The sequence below is a fragment of the Variovorax sp. efr-133-TYG-130 genome (genome assembly GCF_030208835.1).
Lineage (GTDB): Bacteria > Pseudomonadota > Gammaproteobacteria > Burkholderiales > Burkholderiaceae_C > Variovorax.
Window position 1 is genome coordinate 161,895 of record NZ_JARVTD010000012.1, and the last position, 18,750, is coordinate 180,644.

Consider the following 18,750-nt stretch of genomic DNA (forward strand, 5'->3'; position numbering starts at 1 on the left):
GCAAATACTCCCGCGGACTGTTTCGGTCGATCGCTTGATCTGCGTCAAGTAAGGCACGGAGCGCGGTGCCGCGAGCGGGCGCGCACGCGATAGGCTCCTTGAACCCAAAATCAATTGAGCCCAAACCATGAAGATACTTGTCGCGGTCGACGGATCCAAGAACTCGCTTCGCGCCGTGAAGTACGGGGCCAAGCTTGCGCATCTCCTGCGCACCGCTTCAAACAAGATCACGCTGATCAGCGTGCATGACGACACGGGCCTGCGCCATGCCAGGGCCTTTGTCGGGAAGGCGGAAGTCGCTGACTATCTTCGCGAACTCAGCGAGAAGGAGCTCAAGCCTGCCCGCAAGCTGCTGAAGGACGACGGCATCGGCTACGACATGGAGATCCGCACCGGCCACGTGGCTCAAGAGATCGTCGACTGCGCGAACACAGGCAATTTCGACATGATCGTGCTGGGCTCGAAGGGCCGTGGCGCGCTGGCGGATCTGCTGCTCGGCTCCGTGGCGCAGCGCGTGCTCGCGAACGCAAAGCAGCCCGTCGTGATCGTGAAGTGACGGCGGCCGATCGTCCAAGCCCCCAGCACTGACCGAATAATTTGCTTTGCGACAGACGCCGGTTACCATTGCCCCGCTGGAGATGGCATTCCTCCATGAACCGCAGCGGCATCGCCCGCAGCTGATGATGCCTACAGACACCTGATCACATCACAGGGCTGTAGGCGTTCGCGTTCACACACCGCTTTGCTGGTCGATCAGGCCCTTGTTTCTTGCACCTGATCCACATGACCCGTTTTCGCCGCCCCGAACAACTCGAGCTTCTGCCCTACATCGGCAAGTGGCTCGTCATCGCCAGCGTCGTCGCCTTCTTGGCCGGCTCCGCCTCCGCCTTTTTCCTTTTTGCCCTCGAACGGGCCACCAACTGGCGCGAAGCACACCGCCAGGTCATCTGGCTGCTGCCCCTGGCGGGCTTTGCCGTGGGGTGGATCTACTACCGCCTGGGCAAGCCGGTGGACGCCGGCAACAACCTGCTCATCGACGAGATCCACGATCCGAAGAAAGTCGTGCCGCTGCGGATGGTGCCCCTGGTGCTGGGAGGCACGGTGATCTCGCATCTCTTCGGGGCCTCCGTGGGCCGCGAAGGCACGGCCGTGCAGATGGGCGGCGCGCTGGCAGACCAGCTCACGCATCTGTTCCGCCTGAAGCATGAAGACCGGCGCATCCTGCTCATGGCCGGCATCAGCGCGGGCTTTGCCTCGGTGTTCGGCACGCCGCTCGCCGGCGCCATCTTCGGCCTGGAGGTGCTGGCCATCGGACGCATGCGCTACGACGCGTTGTTCCCCTGCATGGTGGCCGCCATCGTGGCCGACCAGGTCGGGCTGGCGTGGGGTGTTCATCACACGCACTATGTCGTCACCGACGTGGCCCCGGTCGCCTTCTGGAGCGTGGTTAGCGTCGTTGCCGCGGGCATCGTGTTCGGGCTGGCCGGCCTGGTGTTTGCGACGGCCACGCATCGGCTCGGCGCGCTGATGAAGCGCTGGATCGCGTATCCACCATTGCGCCCGCTCCTGGGTGGCATCGTGGTTGCAACGGCAGTCTGGGCCATCGACGGTTACCGCTACATCGGCCTGGGCATTCCGACCATCGTCGAGTCATTCCAGACGCCAGTCGCGCCATGGGATTTCCTGGGCAAGCTGGCCTTCACCGTTGCATCGCTGGGCACCGGCTTCAAGGGTGGCGAGGTCACGCCGCTGTTCTACATCGGTGCGACCCTGGGCAATGCCATGGCGCCGGTGCTGCACCTGCCGTTCTCGATGCTGGCCGCCATCGGCTTCGTCGCCGTGTTCGCCGGCGCGGCCAACACGCCGGTCGCCACCATCGTCATGGCCATGGAATTGTTCGGGCCAGCTGTCGGCCCGCTCGCTGCCATCGCGTGCATCGCAAGCTACCTGGTCTCGGGCCACACCGGCATCTATCACGCCCAGCGCGTCGGCCACAGCAAGCACCGCCGATCTTTGCCCGAGGAACTGCGGATTGCCGACATCGCCCAGTTCCGCAGGCAGGCGAGTGACGAGAAGGCGGCCGCGGGGGAGAAGAAGTGATGCCAGCGCACGCACGCACGACCTGATCGCTCACGGAAGCGGCCAGTTCCGCGCTGGGCAAGGCCGCCATATAGATACACGGAAATCATGCGATCCGTGCGGCAGCCGGTGCCATGCGCGGCATCGAGGCAAAGCTTCTCTCCGACAAACCGAAACACAGGAAAAGTCGACTGGAGACCCCGATGCACGAGCAATCCCGACGAGCATATGACTCGCGAGGGTGGTCCGGTCACCCGCCCCGCGGCGTGTCGGAGTCAAGCACCGTGGTTTCGAGTTCTCGAAATGCCGTGAACAGCATGTCCCACAACGCTTGTGCAGGCAAGGACAGATGCGCGTCTGTCCGTCGAACGAGGCCGATGCGCCGCACGATGTCCGGTTGAACCAGGGGGCGGGTCTGCAACTCTGCGCCTCCCGCGTCCAGCGCCAGCCGCGGCAGAACGGCAATGGATATGCCGCTGCGCAGAAGACCCAGCATGGATGAAAGATGCTCCACCTCGTCGAACCACGGCAGCGCGATGCCGGCGGCCATCAGGGCATCGTCGATTTGCTGGCGATTGGCACTTGTGGATCGCAGTGAGACTGGACGCCATTGCGCGAGGTCGGACCATTCGACCTCGCGCATGCAAGACAGTGGATGGCCAGTTCGAAAAGCGATCACATAAGGGTCGTCAGCCACGTGCTCCACATAAAGATCCGCGGTAGGGTCGCCCAGCACGCTGATCCCGAACTCTGCCTCATGCTGCAAGACCGATGCGGTGACACGCTGGCCTGTGTCGTCGCGCAATTGCAGCCTCACCTGCGGATAGCGCTTGCGGAATTCGGCCAGGACCATCGGCAGCAAAGCATAGGCCACCGTCGTCAGGCAGGCCACGACGATGCGACCGGCCTCGCCACGCGCGCGACGACCGGCCTCCTCCACAGCGTCGTCCAGGCCGCTCAGAAGTGGGCCGGCCTCGCGCACGAGATCCAGTCCAAGCGGCGACAGCGTCACCCGTCGCGTCGAGCGCTCCACCAGTGACCCGCCCACCGCCGCTTCGAGCTGCGCAACGCGCCGGCTGAACGCCGATTGAGTGATGTGAAGCAACTCTGCCGCGCGCACGAAGCTGTGCGTCGTGCTCAGCGCCAGCAGGGCCCGCAGATCGTCGGTACGGCAATTTATGCGTGCCATGCATTGATTGTGGAGAAAAGAGCATTTTGCCGAATAGCAAGCCCTTCGCACAATCGAATTCACACCATGCCCATCATCAAAATATTCCTCGCCCAACTACCTTCGCCGGCAGCGTGCGCTGCCATGGCCGAAGAAGTCGAATCCCTCTGCGTCAACTGCATGGATGCGCGCAGCGACGCAGTCCAGCTGACCCTGCACGGCGATTCGTTGATGCTGCGGGGTGCCCCCGTGCTCGTCGAGGTGCACTACCGCGCGAGGCATGATCGCAGTGCCCCTGTCATGGACGTCTTCATGGACGCGCTTGACCGGATGTGCAGGCGTTTGCTTGGCGCGACGCCGCGCATTCGCTGCTTCGCAATCGATCAGGCGACGCTGTTTGCTCGCAATTGAGATCGGGCGCGATGTCATACGATCAAGACCACACGCTGCGCCTTCGAAGCATCCGTAGCTTCCATGTAGGGGGAAGCGTATGCAGCCTGCGCGATTTGCCTGTGGAGATGCGCCGCTTCGCTCAGAACGGGGCAGCACGCGCCGTCGATCCGAATGGCGACCACGTGACCGGCCAGATGTACGTCCAGGCCTATCTGCAGGCTGAGCCGCGACATCGTTGGCCGGTGCTGCTGTGGCATGGCGGCGGCATGACAGGCGCGAACTGGGAGAGTACGCCAGACGGCCGCCACGGTTGGCTCACTGAATTCCTTCACGCGGGCTTTGATGTCTATGTCTGCGACGCTGTCGAACGCGGGCGCGCTTCCTGGTCACGCTGGCCGGAGATCTATGCCGAGGCGCCGCTTTTTCGCACATTGAACGAGGGATGGGACATGTTCCGCATGGGCCCCCCAGGCAGCTACGACAGCGACGGAAAACGAAGAACCACGTACGCGCACCAACAGTTTCCAGTCGAAGCTTTCGACGCGTTTGCATCGCAGTGGGTGCCGCGTTGGGCAGGGCATGAAGACATCACATTGCGCGCCTACGATGCACTGCTGGCCCATGTTGGAACCTGCGTCGTCGTAGGCCACAGTCAAGGCGGGGGGTTCGCGCTGGAAGCCGCGCGCCGACATCCGCAGAGCTTCGCCGCAGTGGTCGCGCTCGAGCCGTCCGGCGCGCCCCGCGTCTCGCTCTCTCAGGCTTTGCAGTCGGCACAGGTCGGGCTGACGCCTCACCTGATCCTATGGGGTGATCACATCACCGACCATCCGGTCTGGACGCGCTATCGCGAAACGGTGGACGACTATGTGGCGACCCTCATTCGGGCAGGCGTGCCGGTCTGCATCGACGATCTGCCACGCGCCGGCATCCTCGGCAACTCCCACTTCCCGATGATGGACCGCAATTCAGAGTTGATTGCCGAGCGTGTCATCGACTGGATTTCCAACAACACAAGAGACATGGACCCATCATGAACAGGCGCCAACTGCTATCCCTTGCACCGGGCCTCGCGGCCTTTGCGCTCAACGGCCAGGCCATGGCGCAAACGAGCAACTGGCCGTCGCGCCCTGTGCGCATCGTCGTGCCCTTCGGTGCGGGCAGCGGCAACGACATCGTCGCCCGATTGATGGCGGACCGGCTCTCGCGAAAGCTTGGACAGACCTTCATCGTCGACAACCGCGTCGGCGCCAATGGCGCTATCGGCGCAGATGTTGTCGCCCATTCCACGCCTGACGGCTACACGCTGTTCATCACGACCAACACGACACAGGCCGCAAACCCGAGCCTGATGAAGCGGCTCAACTACGACCCGATCAAGGATTTCACGCCGATCTCCCGCCTTGCCAACACACCCGCGTTGCTGGTGGTCCATCCCTCTGTTGCCGCCAAAACACTCCCAGAGCTCATCGCCCTGGCGAAATCGAAACCAGGCAAGCTGAGCTACGCCTCCGGCAGCGCGGGGACGCTCGTGCCAGGAGCCATGCTGGTGCACGCCGCGCACATCGACATGCTGAGCGTGCCCTACAAGACCATTCCCCAGGCCTTGAACGATGTGATCGCGGGGCAGGTTGAAATGATGTTCACCGACATGGCCACGGGCCTGCCGCAGGTCAGGGCGGGAAAGGTCCGGGCCATTGGCATCAGCAGCGCGCAGCCCGCTGCGTTGCTGCCCGATGTGCCGCCGATCGCGAAGACGCTGCCCGGCTTCGAGTTGCTCGCCTGGTATGCGCTTTATGCGCCGCGTGGCACGCCTGCAAATGTCATTGACAAGTTGAACGCCGAAACGCGCGCCATCTTGGCGGATCGGGACGTGCAGGAGCGCTTCTCAGCTCTCGGGCTTGAGCCGATGAGCAGCAGCCCGCAAGAGTTGGCAGTTTTCGGTCGCAGTGAGTTGGAGAAATGGGGACGACTCATCAAGGCTACCGGGATTGAGGCGGAGTAGCGATTGCATGAATCAACGAATCAAGGGCGGTCCGAAGCGCGCATCAACTTTGGTTCATCGATTGGCACACGACTTCATTCAAAGCTGCTCTACCCAACCTGTCGCCTCGGAAACTTCAACCTTCTAGGTGGCAGTCTGGTCGGCGCCGAGGGTTGTATGCGCTCGACGCACGTCGTCGAGCTTGCACCACAACCTGTTGCCTCCAGCTTCGCGTCCTGTCTCCTTCGCATGAACCGGGAAGGGTCGACTCGTCGCTTTTTTTGGCCTGGAACTCAGGTCTGCACGAATCTCCACCGAGTTGTTCCCACGGCATCCGCAATGTCTTCGTCGTGCGTCACCAGCATCAACGCGGCGCCGCGCTCGTCCAGCGCATCGAGGAGCACGTCCATGGCCTCCTGCTGCGACAAAGGATCCAGCCGTGAGGTCGGTTCATCAGCAAACACCAGGGCGGGCCGCACCGTGAGTACGCGTGCAAGCGCGACGCGCTGCAGTTCGCCGCCGGACACCTCCGCGGGCCGACGCCCCAGCAAATCCGCGGGTACGCCCAGCCGTTCGAGCTGCTGCAGCACACCCGGCCAGGCGCAGCGATGGCGCGCGGCCACATCCCGCAGCGAACTCTCCAGGCTGACGCTGGGCGCGAAAGACCCGACCGGGTCCTGGTAGAGCTTCTGGAAGGCGGTCGAGGACAGGCCTTCGGCACGCCGCACCACGCCCCGATCGGCCGGCAGCAGGCCCAGCAGCACATTGCCCAGCGTGCTCTTTCCCGTGCCGCTGGGGCCCTGCAACACGAAACGGTCACCGGCATGGATCTGCAGGTCGAGCCCGTCGAACAGCGGCTTGCCGCCAAAGCCCTTCGACAGGCCTTGCGCGCTCAGCACCGGTGCACCTGTCGCGACCGTCGCCCTCCGTGGCCAATGGGCCGGCTCGGCCGCAACGAGCCGCCGCGTGTACGCATGCCGCGGGCTCGCGAGGACAGTTTGGGCGTCGCCCTGTTCGACCACTTCGCCCGCGCGCAGCACGATCAGCTGTCCGCCCAGCGCCCGCGCAACGCGCAGGTCATGCGTGATGACCACGACGCAGCCGCCGCTGCGCTGCACCGACTGAAGCATCGCCACAGTATGGTCGCGCCAATGCGCATCCAGACCCTTGGTGGGTTCGTCCGCCAGGAGTACGCGTGCGCCGCCAGCACAGGCAACGGTTGCGGCGGCGCGCTGCGCCATGCCGCCGGACAACTCCCACGCATAGCGCCGCGCCGAGGCGGCCAGACCCGCGGCATCGAGGTCTCTCGCGGCCGCCGCCTCGGCCTCCTCGAAGGCGGCGCCACGAACCAGTTCGTGCGTTTCGGACAACTGGGGCGCGATGCGCATCAGCGGATCCAGCGCCAGAGCGGGCTCCTGCGGCAGCAATGCGAGCGTGCGTCCCCAAAGCGACCGACGCGCCCTGGCCTCCTCGGCACGGCTTTCGACGCCGTCCAGCAAGACCCTGCCTCCAGCGCGCAACGCCGCGGGAAGGTTTCCCATCACGGCCTGAGCCAGCAGCGATTTGCCGGCACCGCTTTCACCGAGCAGCGTGAGCACTTCGCCGGGGCGCAGGCTGAAGGACACGTCGCGCAGCAGCGGCCTGGCGCCGGCGTGCACACCAAGATTCTCGACAGCGAGCAGGACGGAAGAAGTGGTCATGCCGGTTCCCCCTCCGAAACGAGCAGCATCATCCCGAGCACCAGCAGCATCAACAGCGCCATCGGCGCCGCGATGAGCCATGGCGCTTCCTCGTAGTGGGGAAGGCATTCAATCATCATCAGTCCCAGTTCAGGCGTCGGTGGCTGCAGCCCCACGCCGATGAAGCCCAACGCGGCCAGCGCCAGCACGGCCTGTGCGGCGCTGAAGGCCAGCAAGGTGCCCAACACCGGTGCGAGTGCCGGCAGCAGATGCCTGCGCAGGACATAGCCCGGCCCGAAGCCCAACAGGCGCGAAGCCTGCACCGCATCACCCGCGAGCACCGGCCGGCTCGCCGCGCGAGCGACGCGAAAGTACTCGACCCACAGCGACAGCGAGAGGCCGATGTAGAGCGCCCAGTAGCGTCCCGGCGCCAGTGCGGCGAACAGCAGCACCAGCAGCAGGCCTGGCACCGAGAGCACCGCATCGGCCAGCATGACCAGCCCGCGTTCGATGCGCCCGCCGCGCCAGCTGGCAACAACGCCCAGCAGCACGCCGGGAATGGCCGCGGTCACTGCGGCCAGCAAGGCGAGACCGAGCGAGAGCCGGGCCGCGTGTGCCAGGCGCGCAAGCACGCTGCGGCCCAGCACGTCGGTGCCCAGCCAGTGGGCCGCGCCCGGCGGCAGCAGCGTGTCGGCGAGCGTCTGGCGGGCCGGATCGATGCCGATCACGGCCGGCCCGAACAGCGAAAACACCGCCACCGATGCGAGGATGCAGAGGCCCGTGCGACGGCGCGTCGCCGCGCGCCGCGACCTCCGCCCGGTGAGCGCGGATGCGTCGAGCAGACTGCCGTTCATGCCGCCTCCCCCCTGCGCCGGCGCGGATCAAGCGCGAGGCAACCCGCATCCACCAGCAGGTTGAACACCACGAACAGCAGGCCCATGCACAGCGCAGCCCCCTGGATCATCGGCACGTCGCGACCGAACACCGCATGCACCAGTGCATGACCGATCCCGGGCCAGGCGAACAAGGTCTCGACCACGACGGCGCCTTCGACCAGGAACACCGCGTGCACACCGAGATAGGCCACCACCGGCGCCGCGGCCTGGCGCAGGCCGTGGCGCACCAGCGCCTGCCGGTCCGACAGCCCCTTGGTGCGGGCGAACTCGAAGGATGGAGAAGCGGCCGCCTCGCGCATCGCGGCCCGGGTCACGCGCGCCAGCCCCGCGGCCAGGCCCAGGCCCAACGTGAGCGCCGGCAGGAGCACGCTGCCCACGTGGTGGTCGCCCGCCACCGGCAACGCCCCGAGCCGCACCGCGACCAGCACCATCAGCAACACGGCGAGCAGGAAGGGCGGCACCGCGCGCAGCACCACCGCCAGCGCCAGCGTGAGCCGGTCGATCCAGCCGCCCGCATGCAGTCCGGACCAGGTGCCCAGCGGCAAACCGACGACGACCGCGATGACCAAGGAAGCGACCGCCAGGTCGATGGTGGCGCCCAGTTGATGCACCACTTCATTCCAGACCGAATTGCCGGTGACCAGCGAAGTGCCGAGATCGAGGCGTGCGATTTCTCCCCACCACTGCAGCAGCGCGAGCCACAAGGGCCGGTCGAGCCCGAGCTCGATGCGCACGGCATCGGCCGCCGCGTTGCTCACGAGGTCGTAGCCGTAGCGTCCCGCCGCGATGCGGGTGGCCATGTCGCCCGGCAGCGAACGTGCCATGAAGAAGCACACCGTGCCCACCAGCAGGCCCAGCGCGACGATCTGGATGGCACGGCGCAGCAGGATGCCCGTCCAGGCTGTGCGTTTCCCGCTCATGCGCTCCACCTCATCGCGCTGAGCCGGTAGGAACGCTCCAGCGGATCGAGGCTGACGCCGGTGACACGCCCGCTGACCGCGACCTGCTGGCGATACCAGGTGACGGGGATCACCGGCAACTCGCCTTGGAGCACCGCCGTGACCCGAGCACGCAGCGCGGCCGCGCGCTCTGCCGACGACGTGCCGCGCGACAGCTCGGACAGCGCCTGGACCAGCGCATCGCTGCGCCAGCCCATCGCGCCCCAGTCACCGCCAGCGGCGGTGAAATCCTGCATCAGCGTCCCTGTCGGGTCGGGCACGGTGCAGTAGTTGCGCGCGGCCAGGCCCAATTGCAGGCTGCCGTCGCGGTGGCCCAGCGGAATGTCGCCCGAATTGCCGACATTGACCTGAACCGCGATGCTGGCCTGGCGCCACTGCTCCTGCAGCGCCGAAGCGATGACAGGGAGCTCGGGTCGGTCGGGAAAGGTTCGCAGCGACAGTTGCAATGGCCGGCCCGAAGCGTCGCGCAGTCCATCGGCCGCCCGGCGCCAGCCGGCCTCGGCCAGAAGTCTCGCGGCGGAGCCCGGGTCATGAATCAGCGGCGGCAGCGTGGGGTCGTGCCACGCCTTGAGCGTGGGCGGAAAGAGCTGCGTTGCCGAGAGCTCAGGGTCGCGCAGCAATGCCTTCGCAATCCCGGCCCGATCGATGCACAGGCTCAGCGCCTGACGCACGCGTCGATCCTTCAACGCCGGGAGGCCCGCGTTGACCTTGAGGATCGCGGTGCGCGGCAGCGTAACCGTATCGACGCGCACCCGGCCGCGCTTGCGCAGGCGCACGAGGCTGGCCGGGTCAAGGCCATAGGCCAGGTCGGCCTGCCCACCCTCGGCCATCAGCGCGCGGGTTTCGGAGCGACCGACCGTCAGGTAGCGCACGCGCTCCACGGCAGGTCTGGCGCCGTCATAGCCTTCGAACACGGCCGCCTCCACTTGCTGCGGGGGTGCGAGCGACACCACGCGGTAGGGGCCGCTGCCGAGGACGGCCTTGACCTCGCCGCCGGAGCCGTAGCTCGAGGGCGCGAGCACCATCGTGCTGCTGTGTGCCAGCAGCGCAGGCAATCCGCCATGAGGCGATGCGAGCCTGACCACGACGACGCCAGAGCCATCGGCCTCGAGGGATCTGATCGGCGCCAGGCTCAACAGCGCCGGCGCCACGCGCGCCGCCTGCAGGCAGCGCACGACCGCGGCCGCCGTGACTGGCGTGCCGTCATGAAAGCGCGCCGCGGAACGCAGTGTGAAATGCCACACCAGGCCGTCGGCCGACACGCGCCAGCGCTCGGCCAGGCCCGGCAGCGGGGTGCCGTCGTCGCCGGCCTCCATCAGCGTCTCGGTGATCTGCATGCGGGTGAAGACGTAACCGCTGCTGGCGGGCGCAAGACCGCTTATTTCCCAGGGACCGACGATCTGCAGCGGCGCTCGGGCCGGTTGTGCCTGCAACGCGGTCGATGCGGCGACGGCCGGGCCGACCGCACCTAGCTGGAGCGCCCGGCGGCGCGTCAAAACGAATGGCTGTGTCATCTCAGAACTTGGCCTGCAGGCCGACGGTGATGGTGCGCGATGTGCCTGGCGTGACCCAGACGCGGCTGTACGAACTGGCGTAGTAGGTCCTGTCGAACAGGTTGTCGACATCGAGCGTCAGGCGCAGCGTGGGGTTGAGGCGCCAGTACGCAACCAGCTTGGCGGTGGTGTAGGCCGGCAGGTCGAACGCGGGCGTTCCCGCATTCGCCTCAGCCTGCGTGCGGGCCTGGCCCAGCCGCTTGCCCATGTGGGTGAAGCCGCCGCCGATGCCATAGCGTTGGCCGTTGGAGAAGCCGTCCTCGTAGACCGCGAGCACGCTGCCGTTGACCCGCGGGACATTGAGCAGCCGGCCGCCGATCTCCAGGGTGTTGTCCTTCGTGATCTCCACGTCGTTGAGTACCAGGCTGGCATTGACGCGCCAGTTCCTCGCGACCTGGCCCGAGAAGTCGAACTCCAGGCCCCGGCTGCGGATTTCTCCCGCCGCCACCGAATAGCCGGTGTTCACCGGATCGGAGGTCAGCACGTTGCGCTTGCGGATGTCGAAGAGCGCCGCGGTGGCGCCCATGCGCTGGTCCGCACTCTCCCACTTGGTGCCGAGCTCCAGCGCGCGGCCTGTCTCGGGCACAAAGCCGTTCGAGGCGAAATCGGAGCCTGTGTTCGGCCTGAACGAACGGCCCGCGTTGGCATAGAAAGTCCACTGCGGCGTCGGCAGCCAGCTCACACCGATGCGCGGCGAGGTCGACGAAGGTCCCTGGCTGGCCGTGGTGCCGTTTCTGCGATTGAGCAGCGACTGGCGGTAGTTGTCGGCGCGCACGCCCGCGACGAGCCGCCATTCCGGCGAAAGCTTGATCGCGTCCTGCACATAGAACGCGTTGCTGTTCTGGTGTTCCAGCGTGTCGGTGTTGGCCGTGGGCACCGGCTGGAACTGGCCGTAGACGGGGTTGTAGATGTTGATCGCGTACGGCCGGGCAGTGCTCGGATTCACGCGCAGCATCAGGGAGTCCATGTCGAAGCGGAAGCTCTCCACGCCGAACAGGAGCTCGTGCTCGATGGCGCCGGTCTTCACGTTGCCCTGAAGTTCGGCCTGCAGTGCGATGTCGTTCGAGCTGTAGTCGCGGTAGCGGCGCTGACGTGCGAGGTTGCCGTTGGCCAGCAGCGCAGTCGGCTCGGTGGAGAAGCCCTCGAGCGAAGTCTCGCGGTACGACAGGCCCACCCGGCTGCGCCACATCGAGTTCCATTCATGGGACAGGATGAACTGGTGCGTCTGGTTCTTGACGGTCATGTCGCCATCGGCCGGTTCGCCGAGGAAGCGGCTGCGTGGAATGGCGCCCAGGCGGTTGTCGACCGCCACCACGCCGCGGTCCAGCGGCGTGGCATGCCGCAGGTATTCGCCCGCGTATTCCAGCACCGTGTCGCGTCCGAGCTTCCAGGTGAAGGCTGGCGCGACGACTTCGCGTTTGGCGCCGACGAAGTCGCGGAAGCTGTTGCGGTCTTCCACCGCCACGTTGAGCCGGTAGGCGAAGTTCTTGCCGATCGGGCCGGTGCTGTCGAAGGCGCCACGCCTGAGGCCGTGGCTCCCGGCGTAGGCCTCGACCGAATTCGCGGCCGTCCACAACGGACGCTTGGACACGATGTTCAGCGTGCCGCCGGGTTCGCTGCTGCCGTAAAGCGCAGCCGCGGTGCCTTTGAGGAACTCGATGCGCTCCACACCCGCCAGATCGCGCGGCGCGTTGAACCCCCGGTTCGCGGAAAAGCCGTTGAGCAGCGTCGCCATCCCGGTGCTCTCGTTGCCGGGCAGACCGCGGATGGCGATGTTGTCCCAGAGGCCGCCGTAGTTGTTCTGGCGCGAGACGCCGCCGACGTAGTCCAGCACGTCATCGAGCTTGGTGGCACCCAGGTCGTCGATGGCCTGGCGCGTGACGACGCGCACCGATTGCGGCAGCTCGCGCAGCGGCAGGTCCGTCTTGGCCCCGGCGGCTTCTTCGGCCTGGTATGTGCCCGACTCGCCGCGGCCGACCACTTCGATGGGTTTCAGCTGGCCCTCGACAGCGGCATCGGAAGACTGGGCGATGGCCGGCCCGGCAAACAGCGCCGAGACGGACAGCGCAAGAGGAAGGCGGCGGAACAGGGGAACGCGTTTGCGCACGCGTTCGCAAAGAATGACGATCATGAATGGCACTCGACGAGACAGTGCCGCCGCGCCTTCGACGGGCCCGGCAGCAAGACAAGAAAAATGAACGCGTCACAGCCCCGCTGGGGCGGTGCGGCGGAATGTCAGGTCGATGTGTACGGAGGATCGCGCGAGGCGAAGGGCCAGCGGCCCGGATCGGGCACGAAGGCCAGCGCGGGCGGCGCACGTGGAAGTGCCAGGGCAAACGCCACTTCGAGCGCGCCCAGCCGCTGAGCGGGCGCAGTGGCGTGGTGCACATGGGCAAGGCACCACTCGCACAGGCCGTGAGCTTCTTCGGTGTGCCCGAGAGACTCGGCATCCGCGCGGGCTTCGAGCGCGGCTTCCTGCTCCACACCTGCCATTGCCTGGCGCAGATGCCCGGCTTCGTGCAACGGCATGCCGATGGCCGCGTTGAAGAACACGGCCAGCAACAGAAGCCGAAGGAGGCGTTGGAGATGGAGAGGACGAAGCTGCATGGCGAGGCGGGGGGATCATACCGGTGAGCGCCGGTGGCGCGGACCAGGCACGTGCTACCCGAAGCAAGCGCGCAAAAAATGCCTCAGGCTGGCACGCTTTCCGTGCTGGACGCCCTGACGCTTATCCACATGTCCATCGCCAGCATGACCAGCAGGGACGCCCCCACCAGCGGAAAGGCGATACCGCCCAGCGCCAGCAGTGCCAGCACCACGCGCAACGTGCGCCGGTCCGAGGGCAGCGGCGGCACGCCGAGCCCACCCGCAGGCCGTCGCTTCCACCACATGGTCGCGGCACTCACGCACAGCAGCACGATGCCCAGGCAGACCACAACCAGCAACGCCTGGTTGGGCACGCCGAATTCCTGCCCGAGGTGGACATTGATGCCCCATTCGAGCCATCGCGCGAGCGGGCCGTAGTCCGAGTAGCGCATGTCGATCAGCGTCTTGCCGCTGTACTGGTCGATGTGGATCACGCGCTGCTGCGCGAGGTCGCCCGGATAGGCCGATGCCGTGTAGACGCCGCTCGGCCCCTTGGGCATGTTGACGGTGTAGCCCCGGGCGATGCCGAGCCGCTCGAAGATCCCAATCGCGGCATCGAGACCGATGGCACCGTCAGCAGCCATGGGCCGCAGGGCCGCGCCCGGCTCTGCGTGCCCCTCATGACCTTCATGCCCGTCATGTCCCTCGTGACTCGAGCGCGGAACGCGCGCCTGTTCGAGCGACCACGAGGTCGGTGCGCCGTCTGCCATGCGCTGCTGCGACATCGGCACCAGCACCCGCACCCCCGCCGGGTAGCCGAAGTTCTGGCCATTGGCCCACTGGTTGACCTTGGCGCCCCAGAACACCGACCACGGCATGCCCGTGAAGGCCAGGAACACCAGTGCGGCGCCGACGAAGATGCCCGTCACCGCATGCAGGTCACGCCAGAACATGCGCTGCCGGGGTCGTCCGCGCACCGTTATCACGCCGCCATGGCGCCCGCGAGGCCACCAGAGATAGATGCCGGTGACCACCAGCAGGATCGCCCACCCCGCCGCGATCTCGATGGCACCGCGCGCCACCGACCCGAAGTACTTCAGGCTGTGCAGCTTGCGAATGGTCCAGGCCACGCTCCCGCCCTCGGGGAGAGTGCCCAGTACCTTTGCGCGATAGGGGTCGACGAACACGGCAAGCTGTTCGCCGCTCGCGCTGGCGATGCCCACCTCCGCCGACTCATCACGCGACGCCGCCGGCGTGTACTTGCGCAGCGTGCCGGGGTGAACCGCCAGCGCGGCCGCGACCAGTTCGCTGTGCGCCAAGGCAGGCCCCTGCCCTGCATGCACGAACTTCAGGTCATGGTGGAAGTACCCGTCGATCTGCTGCTTGAAGACGAACAGGCCGCCAGTCAGCGCCAGCCAGATAAGGAACGGGAGCACGAGCAGGCCGGCATAGAAATGCCAGCGCCACACGGCGCGGTAGAGGCTGCCGGCAACAAAGGGCGCCGCCTGGCGCGGCAAGGCTTGTGCAGTCATCAGAACCTCAGGTTCAGGCTGGCGTACACACCACGGCCGTCGCCGGGCGAGTAGCCGGAGGAGCCGCTGTCGTACCAGGCATAGACATACTTGCGGTTGGTCACGTTCTTCACCTGCAGGTTCACGTCCATCGAGGGGGACACGCGGTACGTGGCGCCCAGGTTCAGCAGCGCATAGCGTCCGAAGCGGCCCAGCCTGTTGGTGCGCTCCACGTAGTAGTCGCCCTGCGCATTGGCCCAGGCGGACAGCTTGAGCTTGTCGCTCGCCTGGTAGTCCACGCCGGCGGACACCAGGTAGTGCGGCACGTTCTCGATCTCTTTGCCGCGCGTGGCGGGTGCACTCGGGTCCGGTGCCGTGATGCGGGCGACCTGGTGCGAATAGGCGACCCAGGCCGTGGTGCGTGCGTTCGGCTTGGCATTGAGTTGGATGTCGAAGCCCTTTCTGAGCGTCTTGCCGACGTTGCCCAGGCCACCCGGGTCTGGCAGACCGTCGACGCCCAGGACGCGCGCGACTTCCCCGGAAGCGCGTTGCTCCCAATAGGCGACACGCCCGTCGAGCCATGGCAGCGAATTGAACTTGACGCCGGCCTCCCAGCCGTCGTTGATCGACGGTTTGAGGTTGCGCGTCTGCGTGCGGTAGGCATCGATGCCGGTGCCGATCTGGAAGGTGCGGCCCCAGTTGGCGTAGAGGCTCGCCTGCGGATTCAGCGCATAGGCCACGCTGATCTTGGGCTGCTGGATGAGCCCGTAGTCATGCACCGGCGAGGTGGTGCGGCCGAGCCGGTCGGTGAACTGGCCGCCCACGTGGTCGACCCGGAAAGCCGGCACGATCTTCAAGGCCTCGACCGGACGGATCACCGCCTGCACATAGGCCCCCTGTGTGTCGAGATCGAAATCCCAGTCGCGAAACTGCGAGGTGCGCACGCGCTCGGTGGTGCGGTAGCGCTGGCCGAGGTTGTGCTGCCACTGCGCATCAAGCCCGCCTTCGAGCGTGAACTCGTGCGCCCAGTTGACCTGGGGCCGCCATGTCAGCGAGGTGATCACACCCTGCTGCTTTTCGTCGCTGTACCGCTCTTGCTGGGCGCTCGCTGCGGAGAAGCGCACCCAGCGCCGGTTCTCGTACTGGTTGGCATAGACCTTGGTCGACCACGACAGGGTGTTCGTCAGCTCACCGTCCAGATGCGCGCTGAGTTGCGCCGTCTCGCGCTCGCCGCGGTCGGCGGATGCATACGCGGGCGAGCTGCGCGGCGCGTGCATGGCCTGGTCGTAGCTCAGGTAGCCGGACTCCAGCGCCTTGTTACGGTAGTAGCGCGCGATGACGCCTGCGCGCCAGCGGCCATCGTCGCTGGTGTAGAACCACTTGCCCGAGAAGGCCAGCTTCCTCGCATCGGCGTGGTCGCGATGGCCGTCCGAGTCGCGGTAGGCCAGCGAATAGTTCTGGCTCCAGTTGCCGCTCTCGATGCCCTTGGCGATCTCGACCTCCTTGGTGCCGAAGCTGCCGACGGTGAGGCTCGCGCGCCCCTGGTTGCCGCCGGTTCGCGTGATCACGTTCGCGTTACCGGCGATGTTGTTCAGGCCATACCGCGGGTCGTTGGTGCCGCGCACGATCTCGATGGCCTCGATGTCCTGCGGGAACACAGCGTCGAGGAACGGCATGCCGCCCGCGTTGTCGTTGCTCGGGATGCCGTCGATCAGCAGCTTGACCGCATTGACGCGGCCTTCGCCGTTGAAGCCGCGAAAGGAGAAACGCCCTGCATCGGTGCCCTGCTTAAACTGAGTGACCTGCACGCCCGGGGCGCGCGACAGCAGCTCCCAGCTGTAGTCGACATGCTGGTCCTCGAGCACGCTGGCCCCCAGGATGTCGACCGAACTGAACACCTGTCGTGCGGACAACGGTCCGCTGGCCGTGGCCTGGATGTTGACGGTGCCCAGCGTCAGTGCGGAACTGTCTGTGTTCTTGTCGGTTTGCGCGGCGACGGGCGCAGCGAAGACGACCGCGATGGCCGCGGCCAGGTTTGTTTTTTTCATCAATTCTTCTGTGTCAATAAAAGCCCCGGACGCTTGGTCCGAAGCTCGTACGTTCAGTGCTTGTGCTCGCCATGCGCAGCCGCAGGCACGGGCGGTGCGGCGGCGTTGAGCGCCCGAACCTGGGCCTTGACCGCCACCAATTCGCGCTGGCCGTCGTTGCCTTCGATCTGCAGCGTCACTGGCACGGTGTCGCCGGCCTTCACCTGCTGCTTGAGGTCCATCAGCATGACGTGATAGCCACCGGGCTTGAGCTCGACCGTCTTGCCCGCAGGCAGGTCCACCGCGGGGACCTGCCGCATCTTCATGACGTTGTCCTGCATCGTCATTTCGTGGACTTCGACCGAGGGGTCAGGGGCGAGCTGGCCCCGACGAGCCTGGCGTCCTTGGCCGACTTGAGCTGGACGAACAAGCCCGTGGCCTTCTGCTGCGGCACCGTGGCCCTGATCCACGGATCGGTCACGGTGACCTGGGCGTGTGCAGCCGCGGCGCCCAGGCATGTGAGTGCGATGAAAAGAGTGCGTTTCATGAGTTCTCCTTGGTTGAAAAGATGAAGGACGCTGCGGCGTCAGGGGTGGGATGGCTTGTGGACCGGATCGGCGCCCGGGTGCGGTGCACCACCGCCCATGCGGACCATGCCGTCGAAGGTCGAGAAGAGCGCGCGCCGTGCCTTGGGCACCGAGGCCTCTGCCTTGGCGAGCGAGGAGGCCAATCCGCGTGCGGCGGCAGGAGACATGCCGGTGGTCTGCAGCGTGGAAGCTTCTTTGAGCCCGTCGCCCGCGCACACCGTCACCTGCCACTGGCCCTGCGCATTGCGCACCAGCAGCGCACGGCCGCCACGCCCGCCCTGGGTCCATCCGGCGATCGACCGGCCTTCGAAGATGACGATCGGCCCGACTTCCAGACGTGCTTCGGGCTTGTCCCAGGTGATCATCATGGTCTTGCGTATCGCGGCCTGCTCGGGCGTGTCCGCCGCGAGGGCCCATGCCGGTGTCAGGAGCAGTACCCCGATCTGAAAGGTGTTGGCCAGAAGCTTTCGCCGTATCGGATGCGGGCGGTTCATGATGTTGAGTCCTTGGTGGGTTCCCCACGCGCGAGCGCCGAATGCCCCTGTGCCATGAAGCCCTTGAACATGTCGTCCACCATGGCCTTGACCGCCGGCGGCGCAGTGCGCGGCGAGCCGGCGTTGAAGGGCGGCTCGGGCGCGTACTCCGCGAGCAGTTGCACCGTCTCTGCATACGGCTGGTCGCGCAGCATGGCGACCATGCGCAAGCCCAGGTCCAGGCCGGCGCTCACGCCGGCGCCGGTGATGCGGTTGCGGTCCTGCACGACCCGCGCTTCCGCGGGGATGGCACCCACATCCGTCAGCAGCGGCCGTGCGACCCAGTGCGACGTCGCCTTGTAGCCCTTGAGCAGCCCCGCCGCGCCAAGCACCAGCGATCCAGTGCAGACGCTGGTCACCCATTTCGCGCTGGCGCCGCGCTGCGCGACGAAGCGCAACAGCTCCTCGTCGCGAAGTGCTGCCAGCGTGCCCTCGCCGCCGCCGGGCACGAACAGGATGTCGAGTTCGGCGGGACATTGCGCGAGCGTCGTGGTGGGCGAGATCGACAGGTGGGTGTCGCTGGGCACCGACGCCATGGTCTTGGCGAAGTGGTGCACCGTCGCGCCCATGAGTCCGGCGAACATGTACTGCGGCCCCACGAAATCCAGCGCGGTGAATCCCGGGTAGAGCAGCATCCCGATTTGCTCCTTGCCGGTCCAGTGCGCGGGCATGGCGCTCATGTCGTGCGTGACAGTCACCGGTGTGGCCTTGTCTTCGGCCGCGCCGGCCAGCCATGGCGATGCGGCCAGGGCGGCCGCCGCCTTGCGAAGGAACAACCTGCGTTCGATGGTCATGTCG

General features: G+C 66.5%; 16 protein-coding genes, 1 pseudogene and 1 riboswitch. Of the genes and pseudogenes, 5 read left to right on the forward strand and 12 right to left on the reverse strand.

Features of this window, described 5'->3' with window-relative positions; translation table 11 throughout:
* Positions 1-127: 127 nt before the first annotated feature.
* Together QRN67_RS16210 and QRN67_RS16215 are read left to right on the forward strand one after the other, a co-directional pair.
* Entirely contained in the window at positions 128-556 is a 429-nt protein-coding gene (locus tag QRN67_RS16210) for a universal stress protein (protein ID WP_285412621.1), read from the forward strand.
* Between the two features lie 69 nt (positions 557-625).
* A riboswitch (Fluoride riboswitch) is annotated at positions 626-697 on the forward strand.
* Positions 698-783: 86 nt separating this feature from the next.
* Positions 784-2,100 carry a voltage-gated chloride channel family protein gene (locus QRN67_RS16215; protein WP_285412623.1) on the forward strand — a complete coding sequence of 439 codons (1,317 nt, stop codon included), beginning with the start codon at positions 784-786 and terminating at the stop codon, positions 2,098-2,100.
* Positions 2,101-2,329: 229 nt separating this feature from the next.
* Here QRN67_RS16215 and QRN67_RS16220 read toward each other — a convergent pair whose 3' ends face one another.
* Positions 2,330-3,268, reverse strand: a complete 939-nt coding sequence (locus QRN67_RS16220; RefSeq protein WP_285412624.1) for a LysR family transcriptional regulator — start codon at positions 3,266-3,268, stop codon at positions 2,330-2,332.
* Between the two features lie 66 nt (positions 3,269-3,334).
* Between QRN67_RS16220 and QRN67_RS16225 the strand changes: the two genes are divergently transcribed.
* Genes QRN67_RS16225 through QRN67_RS16235 form a run of 3 tightly spaced genes read left to right on the forward strand, consistent with a single transcriptional unit; the run spans position 3,335 to position 5,642 of the window.
* Positions 3,335-3,658 carry a hypothetical protein gene (locus QRN67_RS16225; RefSeq protein WP_285412625.1) on the forward strand — a complete coding sequence of 108 codons (324 nt, stop codon included), beginning with the start codon at positions 3,335-3,337 and terminating at the stop codon, positions 3,656-3,658.
* Between the two features lie 11 nt (positions 3,659-3,669).
* Positions 3,670-4,674 (forward strand): alpha/beta hydrolase, encoded by a 1,005-nt coding sequence (locus QRN67_RS16230; protein WP_285412626.1) that lies wholly within the window; start codon positions 3,670-3,672, stop codon positions 4,672-4,674.
* On the forward strand, positions 4,671-5,642 hold the full coding sequence (locus QRN67_RS16235; protein ID WP_285412627.1) for a Bug family tripartite tricarboxylate transporter substrate binding protein: 972 nt from the start codon (positions 4,671-4,673) through the stop codon (positions 5,640-5,642). Before QRN67_RS16230 ends, QRN67_RS16235 begins: the two co-directional genes overlap by 4 nt.
* Positions 5,643-5,914: 272 nt before the next feature.
* Here QRN67_RS16235 and QRN67_RS16240 read toward each other — a convergent pair whose 3' ends face one another.
* From QRN67_RS16240 to QRN67_RS16290, 11 genes and pseudogenes are all read right to left on the reverse strand, one after another.
* Positions 5,915-7,321: an ABC transporter ATP-binding protein gene (locus QRN67_RS16240; RefSeq protein WP_285412628.1), complete on the reverse strand. Its 1,407-nt coding sequence runs from the start codon at positions 7,319-7,321 to the stop codon at positions 5,915-5,917.
* Positions 7,318-8,154 carry an ABC transporter permease gene (locus tag QRN67_RS16245; RefSeq protein WP_285412629.1) on the reverse strand — a complete coding sequence of 279 codons (837 nt, stop codon included), beginning with the start codon at positions 8,152-8,154 and terminating at the stop codon, positions 7,318-7,320. Before QRN67_RS16245 ends, QRN67_RS16240 begins: the two co-directional genes overlap by 4 nt.
* The gene (locus tag QRN67_RS16250) at positions 8,151-9,116 is read right to left on the reverse strand and encodes an ABC transporter permease (RefSeq protein ID WP_285412630.1); all 966 of its coding nucleotides are present in this window, start codon (positions 9,114-9,116) and stop codon (positions 8,151-8,153) included. Before QRN67_RS16250 ends, QRN67_RS16245 begins: the two co-directional genes overlap by 4 nt.
* Positions 9,113-10,669, reverse strand: coding sequence for an ABC transporter substrate-binding protein (locus QRN67_RS16255; protein WP_285412631.1), 1,557 nt, complete (start codon positions 10,667-10,669; stop codon positions 9,113-9,115). The genes QRN67_RS16250 and QRN67_RS16255 overlap by 4 nt, the downstream gene beginning before the upstream one ends.
* 1 nt (position 10,670) lies before the next feature.
* Complete coding sequence (locus QRN67_RS16260; protein WP_285412632.1) at positions 10,671-12,839, reverse strand: TonB-dependent siderophore receptor; 2,169 nt, start codon at positions 12,837-12,839, stop codon at positions 10,671-10,673.
* 104 nt (positions 12,840-12,943) lie between these two features.
* Positions 12,944-13,315 (reverse strand): DUF2946 family protein, encoded by a 372-nt coding sequence (locus tag QRN67_RS16265; protein WP_285412633.1) that lies wholly within the window; start codon positions 13,313-13,315, stop codon positions 12,944-12,946.
* An 83-nt stretch (positions 13,316-13,398) separates the two neighbouring features.
* Entirely contained in the window at positions 13,399-14,826 is a 1,428-nt protein-coding gene (locus QRN67_RS16270) for a PepSY-associated TM helix domain-containing protein (protein ID WP_285412634.1), read from the reverse strand.
* Complete coding sequence (locus QRN67_RS16275; protein WP_285412635.1) at positions 14,826-16,853, reverse strand: TonB-dependent receptor; 2,028 nt, start codon at positions 16,851-16,853, stop codon at positions 14,826-14,828. Before QRN67_RS16275 ends, QRN67_RS16270 begins: the two co-directional genes overlap by 1 nt.
* 53 nt (positions 16,854-16,906) lie before the next feature.
* Positions 16,907-17,379, reverse strand: a pseudogene (locus QRN67_RS16280) (copper chaperone PCu(A)C).
* Positions 17,380-17,418: 39 nt separating this feature from the next.
* On the reverse strand, positions 17,419-17,913 hold the full coding sequence (locus QRN67_RS16285) for a copper uptake system-associated protein (RefSeq protein ID WP_285412636.1): 495 nt from the start codon (positions 17,911-17,913) through the stop codon (positions 17,419-17,421).
* Positions 17,910-18,746, reverse strand: coding sequence for a DJ-1/PfpI family protein (locus QRN67_RS16290; RefSeq protein ID WP_285412637.1), 837 nt, complete (start codon positions 18,744-18,746; stop codon positions 17,910-17,912). Before QRN67_RS16290 ends, QRN67_RS16285 begins: the two co-directional genes overlap by 4 nt.
* Between the last annotated feature and the right edge of the window lie 4 nt (positions 18,747-18,750).

Coding starts and splice junctions, on each gene's coding strand:
- QRN67_RS16225 (WP_285412625.1), top strand. CDS start 3,335: ATGCCCATCATCAAAATATTCCTCGCCCAACTACCTTCGCCGGCAGCG.
- QRN67_RS16290 (WP_285412637.1), bottom strand. CDS start 18,746: ATGACCATCGAACGCAGGTTGTTCCTTCGCAAGGCGGCGGCCGCCCTG.
- QRN67_RS16265 (WP_285412633.1), bottom strand. CDS start 13,315: ATGCAGCTTCGTCCTCTCCATCTCCAACGCCTCCTTCGGCTTCTGTTG.
- QRN67_RS16260 (WP_285412632.1), bottom strand. CDS start 12,839: ATGATCGTCATTCTTTGCGAACGCGTGCGCAAACGCGTTCCCCTGTTC.
- QRN67_RS16250 (WP_285412630.1), bottom strand. CDS start 9,116: ATGAGCGGGAAACGCACAGCCTGGACGGGCATCCTGCTGCGCCGTGCC.
- QRN67_RS16255 (WP_285412631.1), bottom strand. CDS start 10,669: ATGACACAGCCATTCGTTTTGACGCGCCGCCGGGCGCTCCAGCTAGGT.
- QRN67_RS16245 (WP_285412629.1), bottom strand. CDS start 8,154: ATGAACGGCAGTCTGCTCGACGCATCCGCGCTCACCGGGCGGAGGTCG.
- QRN67_RS16230 (WP_285412626.1), top strand. CDS start 3,670: ATGTCATACGATCAAGACCACACGCTGCGCCTTCGAAGCATCCGTAGC.
- QRN67_RS16240 (WP_285412628.1), bottom strand. CDS start 7,321: ATGACCACTTCTTCCGTCCTGCTCGCTGTCGAGAATCTTGGTGTGCAC.
- QRN67_RS16215 (WP_285412623.1), top strand. CDS start 784: ATGACCCGTTTTCGCCGCCCCGAACAACTCGAGCTTCTGCCCTACATC.
- QRN67_RS16210 (WP_285412621.1), top strand. CDS start 128: ATGAAGATACTTGTCGCGGTCGACGGATCCAAGAACTCGCTTCGCGCC.
- QRN67_RS16275 (WP_285412635.1), bottom strand. CDS start 16,853: ATGAAAAAAACAAACCTGGCCGCGGCCATCGCGGTCGTCTTCGCTGCG.
- QRN67_RS16235 (WP_285412627.1), top strand. CDS start 4,671: ATGAACAGGCGCCAACTGCTATCCCTTGCACCGGGCCTCGCGGCCTTT.
- QRN67_RS16220 (WP_285412624.1), bottom strand. CDS start 3,268: ATGGCACGCATAAATTGCCGTACCGACGATCTGCGGGCCCTGCTGGCG.
- QRN67_RS16270 (WP_285412634.1), bottom strand. CDS start 14,826: ATGACTGCACAAGCCTTGCCGCGCCAGGCGGCGCCCTTTGTTGCCGGC.
- QRN67_RS16285 (WP_285412636.1), bottom strand. CDS start 17,913: ATGAACCGCCCGCATCCGATACGGCGAAAGCTTCTGGCCAACACCTTT.